Origin of the sequence: Chitinophaga pendula, assembly GCF_020386615.1 — a bacterium.
In the GTDB taxonomy this organism is placed as follows: Bacteria; Bacteroidota; Bacteroidia; order Chitinophagales; family Chitinophagaceae; genus Chitinophaga; species Chitinophaga pendula.
Genome location: NZ_CP077769.1, coordinates 6802418 through 6820880, shown reverse-complemented (window position 1 = coordinate 6820880; position 18463 = coordinate 6802418). Strand labels below are relative to the sequence as shown.

Here is an 18463-nt window from a genome sequence, read left to right as displayed (position 1 = left end):
CTTCTATTCCTGTTATTCGTTCTTGTTGTTGCTTGTCTGTGGGGCAGGCATTTTCTATTTATGTTTATTGCTATTCTTTTTTGTCTTTTACCACGATGTGGTGGTAAGGAGTGGATATACTATTAGAGAAACCGGGGATGTGAGTTAGCGGGTAGATATGAATAAGAAAATCCCTCCGGAAAACCGGAGGGAATGTATATCTGCTTATGAGAAATAAGTATATGTAATTATGAATTTTGCTTGTTGATTACTGGCCGGATTCTTTTTTCGCGTCGCTCTTCATCTTTTCGTTAGCGAAGATGGAGAATTCTACACGACGGTTTTGTGCGCGACCTTCTTCTGTATCGTTAGACGCTTTAGGTTGTCTTTTACCATACCAGAAAGCCTGTATACGATTAGCGGCTACGCCCTGATTGCGGAGGTAGTTAGCTACTGCGTTGGCGCGTCTTTCGGATAGGCCATAGTTGTATTCATCTGTACCTCTGCCATCGGTGTGACCTTCTACCCGTACGTAAGTATCAGGGTATTTGTTGAGGATCTGTGCCAGCTGCTGGATGTTTGACTGCGCTGCGGAGGTGAGGTCAGATTTATCGAATCCGAACAGTACGCCGGAGTCGAAGGTTACGTTAATACCTTCTCCCACGCGTTCTACTGTCGCGTTAGGGACTTCCTGTTTGATCTCCTGGGCTTGTTTGTCCATTTTCTTGCCGATGAGGACACCAGCGCCGCCGCCTACTACTGCGCCTATGATAGCACCGAGGGCGGTATTACCGGCAGCTTTACCAATTACTGCACCTACTGCTGCGCCACCACCTGTACCTATTGCGGCACCTTTTTTAGTATTATCCAGTCCTTGCCAGGTTTTACAACCGAATAACATGGTCATTGAGAGGACTATAGCTACTATCGCGTTCAAATTTTTCATTTTCGTCATTGTTTTGAGTTGCTTTTTTGGAGGAGTCAAAGTTAGTTAAAAGAAGGTATTCAAATACTTTGCCAATTTTACTTTTTGGGCACAACAGCCTGTTTCATAGGAAATAACAGGCATAAAAAAAATCGCAGATATGGTTTTTATCTAAATATTAACAATACGAATGGACAGTCCGGTGTTGGGTATTGGACACCGGACTGTGGACATTTTTCTTTATTAGTTGAAGAGGCCTTTGAGGAGGCCGCCCAGGCCGCCATCATTTTGTTGTTGCCCCTGTTGTTGTTGTTGCTGTTGTTGTGCGCCATTAGTGAGAGCGCTCATGATATCTTTGAGATCGACGTCGCCATCGCCATCTTTATCGAGGCCACCATTGGTGAGGCGTCCGAGTATGCCGGAGAGGTTGACGCCTTGTGCGCTACCACCGGTGAGGGAGTTGAGTATTCCTTCGAGGCTGAAGCTGCTGTTGCCGGGGTCATTGGTCTTTTTGACCAGGGAGCCCAGGACGGTGGGGATGAGGGTGGCGGCTAATTTGGTAGCTGTGCCCTTGTCGAGATTGAACTTTTGCAGTAGTGTTTCGACGAAGTTGCCCGATATCCTGTTTACCAATGGGTTTTGTTCGTTGACGGTGTTATTGTCTCTGCTTCCGAAGAGGCTGAGGAGTTGCGCGCCATTGCCGTTGGCCAGTTCCTGTTGGAGGCTGGTGGCAATAGACTGGGTAGCTGCGCCGATTACCGCTTCGTTTTGCTCATTGGGCACAGCGGGATTGTTCACTACAGGCTCTTGTGCCTGTTCGCGGACAAGTTGTAATAATTGATCCAGCATAATTATACATTTTAAGGTTGTGGTTCAAGAGAGACGATGGTGCTAAGCTTATCTGATCCAATGAGCGTGGATCAGCCCCATATGCTCATCATTGTTCAATGATATTTTCGACATGACTAAGGGGCAGTTAAAAGTAAGGGAATTCACCGGATTAAAAAAAAGACCATGGCGGTGGGCCATGGTCTTTTATCTGGGAGGGAGTCTATAAAGTATTATTGACCTTGTTTCATTTTCTCGGCATTTTCTGCGAACTGGAGAGCCTGGAGCATTTCTTGGATATCGCCGTTCATGAAGGCGTCGAGGTTGTAGATGGTCATACCGATGCGATGGTCGGTGATACGTCCCTGGGGATAGTTATAGGTGCGTATTTTTGCGGAGCGGTCGCCGGTGGACACCAAACTTTTACGTTGGGAGGCGATGGCATCTTCATGTTTTCTTACGGCTGCTTCATAGATGCGGGTACGTAACATTTTCATGGCGATATCGCGGTTAGAGTGTTGGCTGCGGCCTTCCTGGCATTCCACCACTACGCCGGTGGGGATGTGGGTAAGGCGGACGGCGGACTCGGTTTTGTTTACGTGCTGGCCACCTGCACCGGAGGAGCGGAAGGTATCCATTTTGATATCGGCTTCCCGTACGTCTACATCGACTTCTTCTGCTTCGGGGAGTACGGCTACGGTAGCGGCGGAGGTGTGTACCCTACCGGAAGCTTCTGTAGCGGGGACGCGTTGTACGCGGTGAACGCCGGATTCGAATTTGAGTATACCGTACACGTCGTCGCCGTTCACTTCTACTACTACCTCTTTATAACCGCCGACGGAGCCGGGCGTTTCGCTCATGATGCTGGCGCTCCAGCCTTTGTTTTCAAAGTAGCGGAGGTACATACGTAGGAGGTCTCCGGCGAAGAGGCTTGCTTCGTCGCCACCGGTACCACCGCGGATCTCGAGGATGGCGTTCTTTTCGTCCTGTGGATCTTTTGGTATCAGCAGGTTGCGGATCGCTTCTTCCTGTATGTCTTTTTGCTCGAGCAGTCCTTCTGTTTCTTCTTTGGCCAGTTCTCTCATTTCTTCGTCACCGCTCTCCAGCACTTCTTTATTGAAAGCAATTGCATCCAGTAGTTTCGTGTAGGCATCGTACGCCTTCACGATCTTTTCCAGCTGCCGGTACTCTTTACTCAGCTTGCTGAATTGTTTGTTGTCGCTTACCACTTCGGGGTTAGTAAGAGACATGGATACCTGTTCAAATCGGCCTTTTATAGCCTCGAGTTTGTCTATCATATATATCTTTGATGGTCAGATTATTCTATGGCACTTTTCTTATACAATTGATAATCATTCAACTAAAAGAAATGCCATGCCCTGACGGGATGCAAAATTAACACCAATTAAGATAAATACCGACAGTATGCCTGCCTGGATAAAATTAAAAGGGGATGACCTGTTTGACGGCTACCGGTTTCACGGTTCGGACCGGGTGCTGATATTAGACGAAAACGGGGTGGTATCGGATATTGTGTCCGTCGATATGGCGGGGGATGGGATACGCCGTTTTAGTGGTATTTTAAGTCCGGGGATGGTCAATACACACTGTCACCTGGAGCTGTCGCATATGCGGGGTATGATAGCGGAGGGGACGGGGTTACCGTCATTTCTTACGCAGGTGATGGAAGGCAGGGGTAGCACGACGGTATCTCCCGGGGTGGTGATGGCTAAGGCGGCGGCGGCCATGTGGGAATCGGGTATTGTGGCAGTAGGTGATATCAGCAATACAGCGGTGACCGTGGAGTTGAAGCAGCAAGGGCCTATGTACTACCATACCTTTGTGGAGAGCATGGGGTTTATACCCGGGGTGGCGGCGCAACGGCTGGCTCAATCGCAGGCCGTGTTCGAACAGTTTACTGCTATTAACGGGCCTTTACACAATACATCGCTGGTACCGCATGCTCCCTATTCGGTAAGTGCTCCTTTATTTGACCTGATCGGCCAGTTGCCGGACAATACGCCTATTAGTATCCACAACCAGGAATCTGCGGCGGAAAATGAGCTTTACCTGCATAAGACGGGGGCTTTCCTCGATTTTTATCAGCATTTCGGGATGGACATCAGTGGATTTGCTGCCCGTGGGCAAAATAGTTTGCCTGTTTATTTGCCGGCACTAGGGGGGAGTCCGTTGATATTAGTACATAATACGTATACGGATGTGTCGGATATACAATTTGCAAGGGAGCGGGAGCAGGCGACTTACTGGTGTTTATGTCCCGGTGCGAACCTGTATATAGAAGGGCGTTTGCCCGATATTTCCCTGCTTTACCGGGAGGGATGTGTCATTACACTTGGTACGGACAGCCTGGCGTCCAATCACCAATTGTCGATCTGGGAAGAGATCAGGTTGTTACGGCAGCATTTCCCGGCCATTCCTTTTGCCTCGGTATTGCAATGGGCTACGCTTAACGGTGCACGGGCACTGGGCATTGCAGACCAGTATGGAAGTTTTGAGAAGGGCAAACGGCCAGGGGCTGTGTTATTGCAGGAAAACAGTAAAATGATAGATATTTTTGCATTATGAACGATTTTTTAGCCCAGGCATTTTTAGGCAACCCGGTAAAGGACTACCTGTTGCTGATCGGCGTATTACTATTTGTTTTCCTTATTAAACGATTTTTGTCGAGGGGGGTTGCCTCTATCATTTTTGCCCTGGTCAAACACTGGTCGCCCGGACTGGAGCGTAAGGACCTGGTGAACCTGTTATTGCGGCCGGTGGAGTATTTTCTTTTGCTGATCACCTTTATGCTGACGATCAACCGGTTCCGGTTTCCACAACAGCTGAATGTTATCCTGTATAAACGCCAGCAGCATACTTTTACCCTGCAGCAGCTGACAGACGGGATATTGGAGATCATATTCAGCCTGTGTGTGATCTGGATACTATTACGGCTGATAGATTTTGTGACGCTGATACTGGAGAAGAAGGCAGATCTGACGGAGGATCAGACGGATAACCAGTTTATTGTTTTTTTCCGGGATTTCTTCAAGGCCATCATATTTATACTAGGGGTGATGGTAGTGGTCCGTATCATTTTTGGTGCGGGTCTGGTGGAGAAACTGGTAGCCGGTCTTGGTATTGGTGCGGCAGCCCTGGCATTGGCGGCCAAAGAGAGTATAGAGAACCTGATCGGTTCGTTCATTATCTTTTTTGACAAGCCTTTCCGGGTGGGAGATACGGTGCGGGTGGATGCTTTCCTAGGTACGGTGGAGAAGATAGGGTTGCGCAGTACACGTATCCGCACGTTGGAGAAGACATATGTAACGGTACCTAACAAAAAAATGGTGGACAGCATACTGGATAACCTGAGCCTGCGTACGCAGCAACGGGTGTCTATGCGGCTGGAGCTGGCGGCGGAAACGCCTGCGGCTAATGTAACGTTGTTCTTACGGGATGTGCAGGGTTTATTGAAGAACAATCCTAGTATACTGAAGGATTTTACGGTGAATCTCCATGATTTTACTAAGGATACCTATGTGATACAAATCATTTATATGACCTATATCCTGGAGGGTGGTCGTTATAATGCGCTCCGGGAGGAGGTGAACCTGGCTATTATTAAGGCCATGGAGCAACATGATATTAAACTGCCCAGTACCAAGGTGGAGATCATAGAGAACAAGCCCTAACGGTATACTTTGCCTATACGAATGATACAGGAGAATTAAAGGAAAGGTGGACCGATACTATACTTTACTTATACGAATGATATAGGAGAATTAAAGGAAAGGTGGACGGGAGATATAGGAAAGGGGGTATGGGGTATTGCCGAAAAAGGACAGGCTGACCTGCGGAAGGGGTACTTCTACAGATCAGCCTGTGATTTTTATAATAACTATTCTTTGTCTTTCTTATTCATTTTCAGGAGGATACGTGCCAGATCGCTTTCGACAGTTTCGGTTACATCGCCGGAGATGCGACCTTGTTCTTTACCATCTTTCATTACGATGAAGGTGGGTACTTTTTTGATCTTATAGTCGATGGGAGCGCCTGTATCCAGTTTATTATCTGCGCCGAAGAGGAGCACTTGCTGCTCGGGATTGCCGGCGAGGATCATTACTTTATAGAGTTGAGGGAGAAGCTTGCGGCTGCTTTCGTCGGTGGTGTTTACCACGGCTACTATGTTAAATCCGGTTCTGTTGGATTTGATATAGTTAACCATGGCGTCATTGGGTTGGTATTTATTCACCCCTGTATAAAACCAGGCGTAAGCGTTGTCGCTCATCAGTGTTTTCAATTCTATTTTGCCTTTGAGTTCTTTGGCGCCATCCTGGGCCCAGGCAAAAGAAGAAAACAGCAAACCTCCGCCGAGTAATAATGTCTTTAAACGCATAAACTTTGTTTTATAATTGATCTTTCAGTTCTGTCAAAAATCCTCTTACTTTTAGCAAAGCCTGTACCATTTCGAAATTACGGGCGGCTAATTTGCGATCTTCTTTGAGTTTTTGCTTTGCCCCTTCGATGGTATACTTTCTTTCTCTAAGGAGGTGATAAATCAATTTCAGGTGGTGTATATCTTCCTGCCGGAACAATCGGTCTCCTTTCCTGTTCTTTTTGGGTTGGAGGATATCGAATTCGTTTTCCCAGTAGCGGATGAGTGATGTATTCACTCTGAACATGGCAGCTACTTCACTGATCGAGTAATATTGTTTATCCAATGTCATGTTATCCAGGTCTTTGATCACGTGCGGATCATCTCCCAGTTCTTTTAATGATTTACGGCCTCTTTTTTTTCTATCGGAGGCATGTGGTGTTATTGTTTCTTCCTCTTCTTTTACCGGCTGCGGTGTGTCCTGTTCCTTCTCCTCATGCACTTCCGGTCCTTTTGATTTAGGATGTATCACTGTCACCTGCTGCGTTTGCGTAGTAGGTTGGTGTGATCTATCGGGAGTTGAAAAAAGGTCCAGTTGTTGATGCATATGGCAAATCAATTATGGATTCAGTGGATAAAGTTAGGTAAAATTACACCACAGACCATCTATTAGTCCGCCGGGAGGGGGGAGGGGTTCCGGGCGGGTTGGTGACGGCTGTTATGATTACTGTATGCCGGGGGTTATGTTCTCCCGGTATTCTTATAACGATATCTTGTTGTCCTTATTGAGTGGGCCATAGCGAAGGCGCCATGGGAGCGGGTGTTAAGGCAATGGACCTTAGTCGAATGACTGGTTGCCAGAGCGGGCGATCTTGAGCATGCGATCGAATTCTTCCGGAGTGAGGTCATTGAAGAAGAAGTAGACGGGGTCTACTTTTTCACCATTTTTCATCACTTCGTAGTGGCAGTGCGGGCCAGTGGATTTACCGGTGCTACCTACCCATCCCAGTACATCTCCTCTTTTTACGGCCTGGCCGGTGCGAACCTTGGTACGGAGCATATGGCCATATAGTGTTTTATATCCGTATCCATGGCGGATCACGACGTGGTTACCATAGCCTACGTCGCTCAGGCTGGCTTCTTCTACGGTACCGTCGCCGGTGGCGTAGATGGGTGTACCGCTAGGGGCAGAGAAGTCGAGGCCGGCATGGAATTTTACGGTTTTGTATACCGGATCGATACGATATCCGAACCCTGAGGCGATACGGTTCAGGTCTTTGTTGGCCACGGGTTGGATAGCCGGGATGGAGGCCAACATTTTCTGTTTATTTTTTACCAGGTCGTCGATCTCTTCATAGGATCTTTCCTGGGAGCGGATACGAGCCGTAATATCTTTGAGCAGGGAGGCAGTGCTGGCGATGATCTCGCTGCTGGGGAACGACTGTAACTGATTGAGTTCGGCATCCCTTTCTTTTTTGCCCAGGCGGGCGCTATCGGGGATGGGGGATGCTTCGAAGATGACCCGGTATATCTGGTTATCTCTTTCTTCGAGATCTGCGAGCTGGGCATTGACTTCGGCCATTCTGCCTTTAAGTCCCTCGTATTTTTCCTTCATATTATCCAGCTCCTGGCGGAGGGATTTCTCCTTAGGGGAGTCGAGGAAGCGGTAGGCGACGGAGAGGAAGAGAATACCCGTAACGATGGCAGCGGACAGGAATCCCAGTATACGCAGGACCTTGACCCGTACTGACACTACGAGTTTCTCATATTTGAGGGTTTGGGTATTGTAGAAATATTTGACCTTCTTCATGAACCAGGTTTATGCTTTGTCGGGACGCAAGTCCTAACGTCATTCCTTCAGTTTTATTTCCGGCTGGGGGCAAACGCATGGAAGAACGGGGATTGTCCGGATAGCTGTGACAGCCATGTAAGCAAGTATAGCCGCTATTTCCTTTGCTATTTTGAATAATCCTACAGGTTTCGATATTTTTGCACTCCCTGACCTGAAAGCACCTGCCTGGAAAGCAGGTGTGCAAACCTACTAGAAATAGCCTGAACAGGCAACCTTTTGAATGTCAATTTTATAAAGACTTCAACTGGTTTAAAATACAAATTAAAAGCAAAATCAGGTCCGGCAAAATTATAATAATTTCATATACATATTAACTCGCTTCTATTATTTTATGACTGCATCCGAGATCCGACAGCAATTCCTGGAATTTTTTGCTTCGAAGGGACATCATATTGTGCCTTCGGCTCCTATTGTCCTGAAGAATGATCCTACGCTACTTTTTACCAATGCGGGGATGAACCAGTTTAAGGACTATTTCCTGGGGAACCGAGCGCCGGCGTATACCCGGGTGGTGGATACGCAGAAGTGTCTGCGTGTGAGCGGTAAACACAATGACCTGGAAGAGGTGGGTATCGATACTTACCATCATACTATGTTTGAGATGCTGGGTAACTGGAGTTTCGGGGATTATTTCAAGAAGGAAGCGATCGCCTGGAGTTGGGAGCTGTTGACAGAGGTGTACAAGATCCCGCAGGACAGGTTGTATGTAACTGTATTTGAAGGAGATAGCAAAGAGAACCTGGAAAAAGATACGGAAGCGCATGATCTATGGAAGCAGCATATAGCGGAGGACCGTATCCTGATGGGTAATAAAAAGGATAATTTCTGGGAGATGGGAGACACGGGTCCTTGTGGTCCTTGTTCGGAGATACATGTGGACTGCCGGCCGGATGCGGAGCGGGCGGTGGTAGCAGGTCATACATTGGTGAATGCGGATCACCCCCAGGTAATAGAGATCTGGAACAATGTATTTATGCAGTTCAACCGGCTGAAGGATAAGAGCCTGCAGCCGCTGCCTGCGAAACATGTGGATACGGGTATGGGCTTTGAGCGCCTGGTGAGGGTATTGCAGGGTAAGAGTTCCAACTACGATACGGATGTATTTTCCGGTACGATTGCCGCTACAGAGCAATTGACCGGAAAAAAATACGGTGGTACTGACAATAAAGCGGATGTGGCTTTCCGTGTGATAGCGGATCATATCCGGGCGATCTGTTTTACGATCGCAGACGGGCAACTGCCATCCAACACCGGAGCCGGCTATGTGGTACGTCGTATCCTGCGCAGGGCGGTACGTTATTATTTTTCATTCCTGGATCAGAAGAGTCCTTTGTTGCATGAGCTGGTGCCGGTACTGGCAGTACAGTTTGCCAAAGTATTTTCCGAGTTGCAACAGCAGCAGGATTTTGTGAAGAAGGTGGTTTTTGAAGAGGAGCAGAACTTCCTCCGTACGTTGGATTCTGGTCTGGGCAAGCTGGAAGTTATTACTACTGATAAAGACAATGCTAAAAAAGAGATAGGCGGCAGTATCGCATTTGAGCTGTATGACACCTATGGTTTCCCTTTGGATCTGACTATGCTGATCGCTTCAGAAAAAGGATATACCGTGGATGGAAAGGGGTTTGAAGCAGAGATGCAGCAGCAGAAGGACCGTTCCCGTGCCGCTACGGTGCTGGATATGGGAGACTGGACGGTGCTGGATGAGAGCCAGGGTTCTGTATTTGTGGGATATGAAATGTTGGAGCTGACGACCCAGGTGAACAAATACCGTAAGATAAAGGCGAAAGGCAAAGAGCAATACCAGCTGGTATTAGGGCAGACCCCTTTCTATGCTGAGAGCGGCGGACAGGTAGGAGACACCGGTGTGTTGGTGTTTGGCGATGAAAAGATCGTGGTGACCGATACTAAAAAAGAGAATGACCTGATCGTTCATTTTACCAATCAGCTGCCGGCCAACATACAACAGCCGGTGAAAGCGCTGGTAGAGAAAGGAACGCGGAAGGATACTGCACGTCATCACTCTGCTACGCACTTATTACATGCGGCTTTGCGGCAGGTGCTAGGTACACACGTAGCGCAGAAGGGCTCGCTGGTGAATGCCGACTACCTGCGTTTTGACTTCTCTCACTTTTCCAAGGTGACTGATGAAGAGCTGGCACAGATAGAATCTATCGTTAACGAGAAGATACAGGAGAATATTCCGGTGGTGATCAAAGAGCTTCCTAAGGAGGAAGCATTGCAGTTGGGGGCGATGGCCTTGTTTGGCGAGAAATATGGGGATGTGGTACGTGTGGTGATCATGGACCCTGCCTATTCTGTAGAGCTTTGCGGTGGTACGCATGTGGCCAATACCGGAGAGTTGGGGCTGTTCAAATTCCAGTCAGAAGGTGCGGTGGCTGCCGGTGTACGTCGGGTAGAAGCGTTAACGGGGCAGAAAGCGATCGCGTTTGTCAATGAGCAGTTACAACAGCTAAAAGATATCAAGGCTACATTGAAGAATGCGAAGGAACCTGCCAAGGCCATTGAGAGCCTGGTACAGGAGAAAGCGGCGCTGGAGAAGCAGCTGGAGGTGCTGGAGCAGGAGAAACTGCGTCAATTGGCCAGCGAGTTGCGTCAGCAAGTGCAGGTGATCAATGGCATTAACTTCATTGGTCAGCAGGTAACTGTATCCAGTGCAGATGCGTTGAAGCAACTTTGTTTCAACCTGAAGGGGCAAGTTGACAATCATGTGTTTGTATTTGTGGCTAATATCAGCGGCAAAGCTGCTGTAGCTGTTATGCTTTCTGAGCACCTGGTAGCGGAGAAAGGCTGGCAGGCACCTAAGATCATTAAAGAACACATTGCGCCGCTGATCAAAGGTGGTGGTGGCGGACAACCCTCTTTTGCTACGGCAGGAGGACAGGATATAAGCCAATTGTCTGCGGTGGTACCGGCAGTACAGGCATTGCTGTAAGAAAAATACTGAATACGGTGGGGAGTTGTTCCTGGTCATTTACCAGGGATGGCTCTCCACCTTTACTTTTTCACATTTCTTTAACCCCGAAAGACCGGCCGTATTGTCTTTTAACTTTTTCTTTGCCCTCACTGCCCCTAAATTTGCCCTGCGCATTTATACATCATTCTAAAAACTCAAATAATAAATTATGAGCAAGTTATTGCAACTTCTTGCATTGGCCGGCTTAACCAGTTTTACCCTATCCACTACGCAAGCGCAGGATATTAAAAAGGATAAGCTAGGGGAATATGACGAGATCGTTATTAAGTCGCCATCAGACAAGGGAGGTAAGGTAACCGTTGAGGTAAAGGACGGAGAGGTATTGATCGACGGTAAAAAGATCAATGAATACAAGGACGGTAATCTGTCTGTTTTTTTGCGGAAGGTAAAGCCTGTGGATGGGAATACGCATCCGTTTAACCAATCACAGGAGGGAGGAATGGATCTTTTCGGCGACAATGACGAACTATCTCCTGCTGTTCCGGTGAATAAGGCAATGCTGGGTGTGATCACGGAGAAACAGGAAGCTGCGGGCGTTACGGTGAAAGAGGTAGCGAAGGGCACACCAGCTGATAAGGCAGGTATTAAAGCAGGAGATGTGATCACGCAGATAGATGCCGACAAGATCAATGAGCCGAAGGAGTTGTACGAGAAGATTGGTACGAAAGAGCCGGGAGATAAGGTAACGGTTACTTATGTACGCGATAAAAAAGAATCACGAACAACAGCGACGTTAGAGGAGCGTAAGGTAGTGAGTGCTCCGCGGGAGTTGTATCCTCGTGGTGGCAATGACAATGTGTTCCGTTTTCCGATCCCGCGTGGTAATGGCGGTGGTTTCCGAGGCTTCTTCAACAATGACGACACCCGCTTGGGACTGTCTGTACAGGATACGGAAGACAACAGTGGGGCGCAGGTGTTAAGCATTGCGCCGGGAAGTGCGGCGGAGAAGGCTGGGTTTAAGAAAGGAGACATTATTACTGCGTTGGCCGACAGCAAGGTGACCTCCTCAAGGGATGTGACTGCTACCTACCGGGATTATAAAGATAAAGGCCAGCTGAGTGCTACTGTGAAAAGGGATGGCAAGGCACAGACCTTACAGATCAAGGTACCTAAAAAGCTGAACAAAGCGGATCTCTAGCAGCAGCTTTAGAGAGATTCTGTCCTCCCGCATCTCCTGTCGAGACAGGATGTATGCGGGAGGATTTTTTATTTCATCATTTTTTTTAGGAGGCCTACTTTATTACCATAGGGCGGGTATTTCACGGGTACATCGAGCCATGTGGCTGTTTTCATCACGCCTTTGCGGTGGGTGAATGTTTCGAAGCTGTAGTAGCCATGGTAGCGGCCGATACCACTCAGGCCGGTACCACCGAAGGGGAGTTCCTGGTTGGTGAAATGGGTAAGCGCACTATTGACGCAGCCGCCCCCGAAGCGCACCTGTTCGAGCAGGGCTTTTTCCGTCTTGCTACGTTTGGTAAACACGTATAGTGACAATGGGTAAGGATATTGCCGGATGAGCTGTATGGCCTGTTCGATATTATCGAACGGGAGGATGGGCAGGATAGGGCCAAAGATCTCTTCCTGCATAAGAGGGGCGGACCACTGTACGTCTTCCATGAGGGTGGGTGCTATATAGAGGTCTTCTCTATTGGTATTTCCACCGGTGATCACACGTCCTTGCGAGAGGTAGGCAGCAAGAGCATCAAAGCGGTTGGCATTAATAATCCGGGCGTAGTCAGGGCTATCGGCAGGATTATCGCCGAAAAAGGAGGTAATAGCTTTCTGCATTGCTTTTACCAGATCGTCCCTGACGGCGCGGTGTACGAGTACGTAGTCAGGGGCGATGCATGTCTGTCCGGCATTCCAGCATTTTCCCCAAATGATACGTTTGGCGGCCACCTCTATGTTTACTTTGTCATCCACGACACAAGGGGATTTACCACCTAGTTCCAGGGTGACGGGGGTAAGGTGGGGGGCGGCCATTTCCATGATCTTTCTGCCTACGGTGGTGCTTCCTGTAAAGAAGACGTGATCGAAGCGGCACTGCATCATTGCTGGTATCACTTCGCTACCTTCTCCCTGGACGACGGCAATATATGCCGGGTCGAACGCTTCTTTTATGATCAGTTCCAGTACGGCAGCGGTATGGGGGGCCAATTCGGATGGCTTGAGGATGGCGCAGTTACCGCCAGCTATTGCGCCGACAAGGGGTGCGGCGAGCAACTGGAAAGGGTAGTTCCAGGGACCTATCAGTAGGGTGAGTCCCAGCGGTTCCTTATATATCCGGCTACGGCTGGGATATTGCAGGAAAGGGCTGGTTACTTCTTCGGGTTTCATCCAATGTTTGAGATTTTCTAGGGTATTATTGATCTCATCATAGATAATCCCTACTTCGCTGGCATAGGCCTCCATAGCGGGCTTACGCAGATCTGCATGAAGAGCCTGCATAATGGCGGCTTCATGATTATGTATGGCCTGTTTCAGTTTTTTCAGCTGTTGTTTGCGGAATGTATAGGAGCGGGTAACTCCGGAGGCGAAATAAGTTTGCTGATCTGTATATATACGGCGGAGGTCCATGTCCTGCATTTTAGGTGATCTATTATAAGCTGCTCTGCGTTATTCCTGAAGTTACTTATTTCTACTGAGCCAGGGCGACTGTATTATCTATGCAGCCGAATAGGGCGTTTAGACGGGAAAACTTTATTTAATATATTTGTGAGAATCAGTTTTTGGCAATATGAGTACGAGTATAGATTTCAATAAATATGAGGCGGTAATAGGGCTGGAAGTACATGCACAGTTACAGACCGACAGCAAGCTATTCTGCTCAGACAGTGCCGCCTTCGGAGGTGCGCCGAACACACATATCAGCCCTATTACGATGGGGCATCCGGGTACGTTGCCCAAGCTGAACGGCAAGGCGGTGGATTATGCGATTAAGTTGGGGATGGCCTGTCATTGTACCATTGAGCAAGAGAATTACTTTGCTCGCAAGAACTATTTTTACCCGGACCTGCCTAAAGGGTACCAGGTATCTCAGCATACGGCGCCTATTTGTACGGGAGGGTATGTGACCATACCGGTTGAGGGGGGAGAGCGATCTGTACAGCTGAACCGTATCCACATGGAGGAAGACGCCGGAAAATCGTTACATGACCAGGAGCCTGACTATACGATGGTGGACTATAACCGGGCGGGGGTACCGTTGGTAGAAATTGTTACCGAGCCGGATCTGCATAGTGGAGATGAAGCATATGCCTACCTTACTGTCTTAAGAAGGCTGGTACGTTACCTGGAGGTTTGCGACGGTAATATGGAAGAGGGCAGTATGCGTTGTGATGCCAATATCTCTGTTCGTTTGAAAGGGGAGCAGGGGCTGGGCACTAAAGTCGAGGTGAAAAATATGAACTCCATCCGGAATGTCAAGCGTGCTATTGAGAATGAGATCGTTCGCCAGATCACTTTGCTGGAAACCGGGGGTACTATTGTGCAGGAGACCCGCAGTTTTGATGCATCTAATGGCAGTTCTTTTTCGCTACGTTCCAAGGAAGAGGCTAACGACTACCGTTATTTCCCAGAGCCGGACCTGGCACCATTCCGTGTTTCGGAGGAATATATTACCCGCATACGTGCTACATTACCTGCACTTCCCGAAGAGCTGGTGGCACGTTATACGAAAGAATACGGCTTATCAGAATATGATGCTCATGTATTGACCGATGACAAGGCCACCTCAGATTATTTCAATCTGCTGACGGGGGCTAATGCTGCGTATAAAGCGGCGGCCAACTGGATGTTGGGGCCTGTTAAATCTTATCTGAATGAGCATTCGTTGTCAATCCAAGAATTTGCATTGCCGCCATCCGCATTAGCGGCATTAATACAGCTGGTAGAAGAAGGGAAGGTGAGCTTTTCCATTGCTTCGTCCCGTATCTTTCCGGAGCTGGTACTGAATCCGGGCAAAGCGCCTATCGACATCGCTACCAGTCTGAACCTGTTGCAGGATAATAATGCTGACAATATCAGTCCTATCATCGACCAGGTATTGGCAGCTTACCCCGATAAAGTGAAAGAGTTCAGAAGTGGAAAGAAAGGGTTAATGGGGTTGTTCGTCGGAGAGGTAATGAAATTGTCCAAAGGCAAAGCGGACCCCAAACTGACTAACCAGTTACTTGCCGAAAAGCTGAAAGGATAATTACAGCCAATAAAACGTGAAATTATATAGCCGGAGAAGGCAGCCCGCGATTGTTTCCTTACTTTTGACGATATTATACCTGGCGGACAGAGTAATGGAGCATTCCTGATTTTTCTGCCTTCGAATAAATAAATTGCTATAGACATGAAGAAATACTTACTATGGATTGCCGCCGCGATAACACTGGCCAGTTGCGGAGACCAGGCAGAAAAAGGAGATTTTAAGATCACCGGGCATCTGAATAATGCACCATTAGGACAGGTAGCACTGGAGGAACTGACATTGAAAGAAATAAAGACAGTAGACACAACCACATTGAAGGATGCCAGCGGTAAGTTTACTTTTAAAGGTATGGTACCTGAGCAGGGGCTGTATCGTATTCGTTTTGGTAATGGTAAGTATATCCTCCTGTCACTGGACGCAGGTGATATGAAGATAGATGGTGATTATGATAACCTGGAAAAGATCACGATACAGGGTTCTGAAGCATCTGTTGAACTGCAGCAGTTGCTGAATGACATTAATGACAAGAGCAAGCAGATGACCGAAGAGATGAGGAACGTGGACAGCCTGCGTAATCTGCATACTCCTGATAGTCTGCTGGAGCCTAAGATCGAACGTATCAAGGGTGCACAGAAGGCTTTCCAGCAACATATCCTGGATTTTACAGAAAAAACCAACTCCCCTGCCAACGCCGTATTTGCACTTAGCATGCTGGGCAGCGATCCTAGTATATTGTTAGAGAACAAGAAAGTACTGGATGGTGTAAAAAAGCGTTTCCCTAAAAACACCTTTGTAAAAAGCCTGACAGATAGGATCAGCGAAATAGAAACCGCATCCAAACAAACCGGTGGTGGTGCTGCTGGTGGTGGTGAAGAAGAGAGCATGACCGCCGTAAAAGTAGGCGACGTAGCTCCTGACTTTACGCTCCCTGACCTGACAGGTAAGACGGTAAGCCTGAGCTCATTCCGTGGCAAGTACCTGCTGGTTGACTTCTGGGCCAGCTGGTGCAGACCCTGCCGCATGGAAAATCCCAATGTAGTGCAGGCTTGGCAGCAATTCAAGGATAAGAACTTCGCCATATTGGGTGTATCTCTGGACAAGCAAAAAGGAGCCTGGGAAAAAGCGATAAAAGACGATGGACTCACCTGGAGCCATGTGAGTGACCTGAAATTCTGGGAATCTGCAGTAGTAGGCCTATATGGCATACAAGGTATTCCTACGAATTTCCTTCTGGACCCCCAAGGTAAAATCATCGCGACAAACCTACGTGGTGAAGGCCTGACCGCAAAGCTGAAAGAAGTACTCAAATAATAAATTATATTCCTCAAAGGAGGGCTGACTTAAGAGTAAATATACTTTTAAGTCAGCCCTTTTTCTTTGCGGCGCTCTACTCATGTGTCTTTACTTAAATTCACTGCTCAAATTGTATGCGTATGGCCTATTTCCAACAATTTACGTTTAAACAGATTGGCTATCTTCCTCTCCGGGAAGATCTACAGGAGCAATTGCAGGGCCAGGATATCCGCAATTTCATTAAGATCGCGTAAATTGGATGAAGCAGGCGTAAAGGTAACAGCGGTACGGTATAACGGTATGATCCACGATTGGGGACTGCTCAATGCGTTGGCGAATGAGGCAGCCACTAAGGCTTCTATACAACAGGCAGGTATAGCTATAAAAAATGCGCTACAATAAAACAGCGAATTACTAAAGTTGTCAATTTGACAATAAAAAACGGACTGTTATTTAAACAGTCCGTTTGATGTGCGTGAAATGTATAAAGGCAAGTAATATTTAGTAACAATAAGGGCCTCTCTGATCGAGAAGGTCCTATTTTTATTTTAGTACCCAGGATTTTGTTTAGTATTTGGGTTGGCATTAATTTCTTCCTGTGGTATTGGCAACTGGAATTTCGGGCTATTTGCCGGCAGTTGTTTGTTTGTAAACTGTCTACCGGAGCCGTCAAAAGCATCGCCGAAGTCAGGGCGGTTAATGGGTAAGTTCTTCCTTTTCAGGTCAAAGAAGCGGAAAGCTTCAAAAGCCAGTTCGCGCCGTCTTTCGTTTGCTATTTCTGCCTTAAGCGCATCGCCGGTACCTGTGTAAGGGGTATTACCTCTAATCCTGTTATCTCTTAATTTATTCAGGTCTGCCTGCGCAAGCGCATCCATTCCCAGCATGGCATAGGCTTCAGCTCTGTTCAACAATACTTCAGCTACCCGTAGATACTTAAAGTCTACAACATTGGCATTACCAGTAGCACGGCCTAAATATTTTGTAACGTAGTAAGAAGTGAGTGATGCAAAGGTTCCCCTTTTGAATGTTGAAGACGAATCAGGTGAGGAAGGATATTTTGCTCTTACGTCTTTTAGTGTATCATATAGCTGTGTCAATCCACGGTTAGCGACATACTCGGATCTAACACCCTGGCTGGAGGCCTGGCTATATAATACGCCAATGGCGATTTTGTCTTTGTCCAGCATTTTTATTTTAAATAATACGCCTACTTCTGTCTCATCTTTCCATATCTTCGGGAAGTCAGCCGTATCTGCAGGATTACCATTAATTTTAAGGGCTTCGGTGGAAGCATCAATAACCTTTAGCCATTCTTCACGATATAGGTATACCCTTGAGAGAAGACCATATACGGAAGCCTTGTTAAGTCTTCCTACTCCATTATTACTTGCAATAAGAGGTAAAGCATCTGTCAGGTCTTTTACGATCTTATCATAGACATCTCTTACTTTATCTCGTGAAGGCTGAAGATCAGCCCCGATGGAGGTCACATAAGAAACTCCCAAATCATCCGCTGTTGCAGACGTGTAGCTTTTCCCATATAGTTTCACTAGGTCAAAGTGTACCAACGCTCTCATAGCCAATGCTTCGCCCTGAATATTATTTTTTTCTGCGCCGGTAACTACTTTGTTCTCTATATTGGCCAATATACTATTTGACCTAAGAATGATATTGTATGCCTGCAGATACAGGTTCGATGTATTATTACTATTGTAGGACCAGCTTTGTAAGGTAATAAAGGTGTTTCTACCCACCGAGCAAGTGATAACGTCATCCGCCAGTATATCCCCTAACAGCAGCCATTCACCATCCGTGTATCTGGTGAGGGGAGTTCTGCTCGGAAATCCCAGGCCTGCTAGTCCAGAGTACATACCACGTACTGCATTTTGAAAATCAGAAGGCAGGTTAAAAGCGATATCATTGATAAGGCCGTCGTAGGGTAGCCTATCTAGTTTTTTTGTGCATCCAAAAAGGAGCAGTACACCAGCAATTCCAAATGTCAGTATATTCTTTTTCAT

At 47.4% G+C, this 18463-nt stretch carries 15 protein-coding genes; 7 read left to right on the top strand and 8 right to left on the bottom strand.

Annotated elements, in window-relative coordinates; translation table 11 throughout:
- Positions 1-247: 247 nt before the first annotated feature.
- From KTO58_RS25645 to prfA, 3 genes are all read right to left on the bottom strand, one after another.
- Positions 248-925, bottom strand: coding sequence for a YiaD family glycine zipper/OmpA-like lipoprotein (locus tag KTO58_RS25645; RefSeq protein ID WP_095841392.1), 678 nt, complete (start codon positions 923-925; stop codon positions 248-250).
- 222 nt (positions 926-1147) lie between these two features.
- A complete protein-coding gene (locus tag KTO58_RS25640) occupies positions 1148-1753 on the bottom strand; it encodes a hypothetical protein (RefSeq protein WP_095836670.1) in 606 nt (201 codons plus the stop codon).
- A gap of 212 nt (positions 1754-1965) precedes the next feature.
- Complete coding sequence (gene prfA / locus KTO58_RS25635; protein WP_095836671.1) at positions 1966-3030, bottom strand: peptide chain release factor 1; 1065 nt, start codon at positions 3028-3030, stop codon at positions 1966-1968.
- Between the two features lie 127 nt (positions 3031-3157).
- On the opposite strand from prfA, the gene KTO58_RS25630 reads away from it, so the two are divergent.
- Positions 3158-4318, top strand: a complete 1161-nt coding sequence (locus KTO58_RS25630) for an amidohydrolase family protein (protein ID WP_095836672.1) — start codon at positions 3158-3160, stop codon at positions 4316-4318.
- The gene (locus KTO58_RS25625; RefSeq protein WP_095836673.1) at positions 4315-5424 is read left to right on the top strand and encodes a mechanosensitive ion channel family protein; all 1110 of its coding nucleotides are present in this window, start codon (positions 4315-4317) and stop codon (positions 5422-5424) included. The genes KTO58_RS25630 and KTO58_RS25625 overlap by 4 nt, the downstream gene beginning before the upstream one ends.
- Positions 5425-5630: 206 nt before the next feature.
- On the opposite strand, the gene KTO58_RS25620 is transcribed toward KTO58_RS25625, so the two are convergent.
- The 3 genes from KTO58_RS25620 to KTO58_RS25610 all read right to left on the bottom strand — a co-directional run bounded on the left by KTO58_RS25620 (position 5631) and on the right by KTO58_RS25610 (position 7917).
- Positions 5631-6128: a thioredoxin family protein gene (locus KTO58_RS25620; protein WP_095836674.1), complete on the bottom strand. Its 498-nt coding sequence runs from the start codon at positions 6126-6128 to the stop codon at positions 5631-5633.
- Positions 6129-6138: 10 nt separating this feature from the next.
- On the bottom strand, positions 6139-6714 hold the full coding sequence (locus KTO58_RS25615; RefSeq protein WP_225859918.1) for a MerR family transcriptional regulator: 576 nt from the start codon (positions 6712-6714) through the stop codon (positions 6139-6141).
- A gap of 231 nt (positions 6715-6945) precedes the next feature.
- Complete coding sequence (locus tag KTO58_RS25610; protein ID WP_095836675.1) at positions 6946-7917, bottom strand: peptidoglycan DD-metalloendopeptidase family protein; 972 nt, start codon at positions 7915-7917, stop codon at positions 6946-6948.
- 373 nt (positions 7918-8290) lie between these two features.
- On the opposite strand from KTO58_RS25610, the gene alaS reads away from it, so the two are divergent.
- Both alaS and KTO58_RS25600 read left to right on the top strand, forming a co-directional pair.
- Positions 8291-10912 (top strand): alanine--tRNA ligase, encoded by a 2622-nt coding sequence (gene alaS / locus KTO58_RS25605; RefSeq protein ID WP_225859917.1) that lies wholly within the window; start codon positions 8291-8293, stop codon positions 10910-10912.
- 190 nt (positions 10913-11102) lie between these two features.
- Positions 11103-12092, top strand: coding sequence for a PDZ domain-containing protein (locus KTO58_RS25600; protein ID WP_095836677.1), 990 nt, complete (start codon positions 11103-11105; stop codon positions 12090-12092).
- A gap of 68 nt (positions 12093-12160) precedes the next feature.
- Here KTO58_RS25600 and KTO58_RS25595 read toward each other — a convergent pair whose 3' ends face one another.
- Positions 12161-13531: an aldehyde dehydrogenase gene (locus tag KTO58_RS25595; RefSeq protein WP_095841394.1), complete on the bottom strand. Its 1371-nt coding sequence runs from the start codon at positions 13529-13531 to the stop codon at positions 12161-12163.
- Between the two features lie 160 nt (positions 13532-13691).
- Between KTO58_RS25595 and gatB the strand changes: the two genes are divergently transcribed.
- The 3 genes from gatB (at position 13692) to KTO58_RS25580 (ending at position 16847) form a co-directional block, all read left to right on the top strand.
- The gene (gene gatB, locus KTO58_RS25590; protein WP_095836678.1) at positions 13692-15149 is read left to right on the top strand and encodes an Asp-tRNA(Asn)/Glu-tRNA(Gln) amidotransferase subunit GatB; all 1458 of its coding nucleotides are present in this window, start codon (positions 13692-13694) and stop codon (positions 15147-15149) included.
- A gap of 144 nt (positions 15150-15293) precedes the next feature.
- Positions 15294-16463, top strand: a complete 1170-nt coding sequence (locus tag KTO58_RS25585; RefSeq protein WP_095836679.1) for a TlpA disulfide reductase family protein — start codon at positions 15294-15296, stop codon at positions 16461-16463.
- Between the two features lie 237 nt (positions 16464-16700).
- Positions 16701-16847 (top strand): alpha/beta hydrolase family protein, encoded by a 147-nt coding sequence (locus KTO58_RS25580; RefSeq protein ID WP_198315113.1) that lies wholly within the window; start codon positions 16701-16703, stop codon positions 16845-16847.
- Positions 16848-16993: 146 nt separating this feature from the next.
- Here KTO58_RS25580 and KTO58_RS25575 read toward each other — a convergent pair whose 3' ends face one another.
- Positions 16994-18463, bottom strand: a complete 1470-nt coding sequence (locus KTO58_RS25575) for a RagB/SusD family nutrient uptake outer membrane protein (protein ID WP_198315114.1) — start codon at positions 18461-18463, stop codon at positions 16994-16996.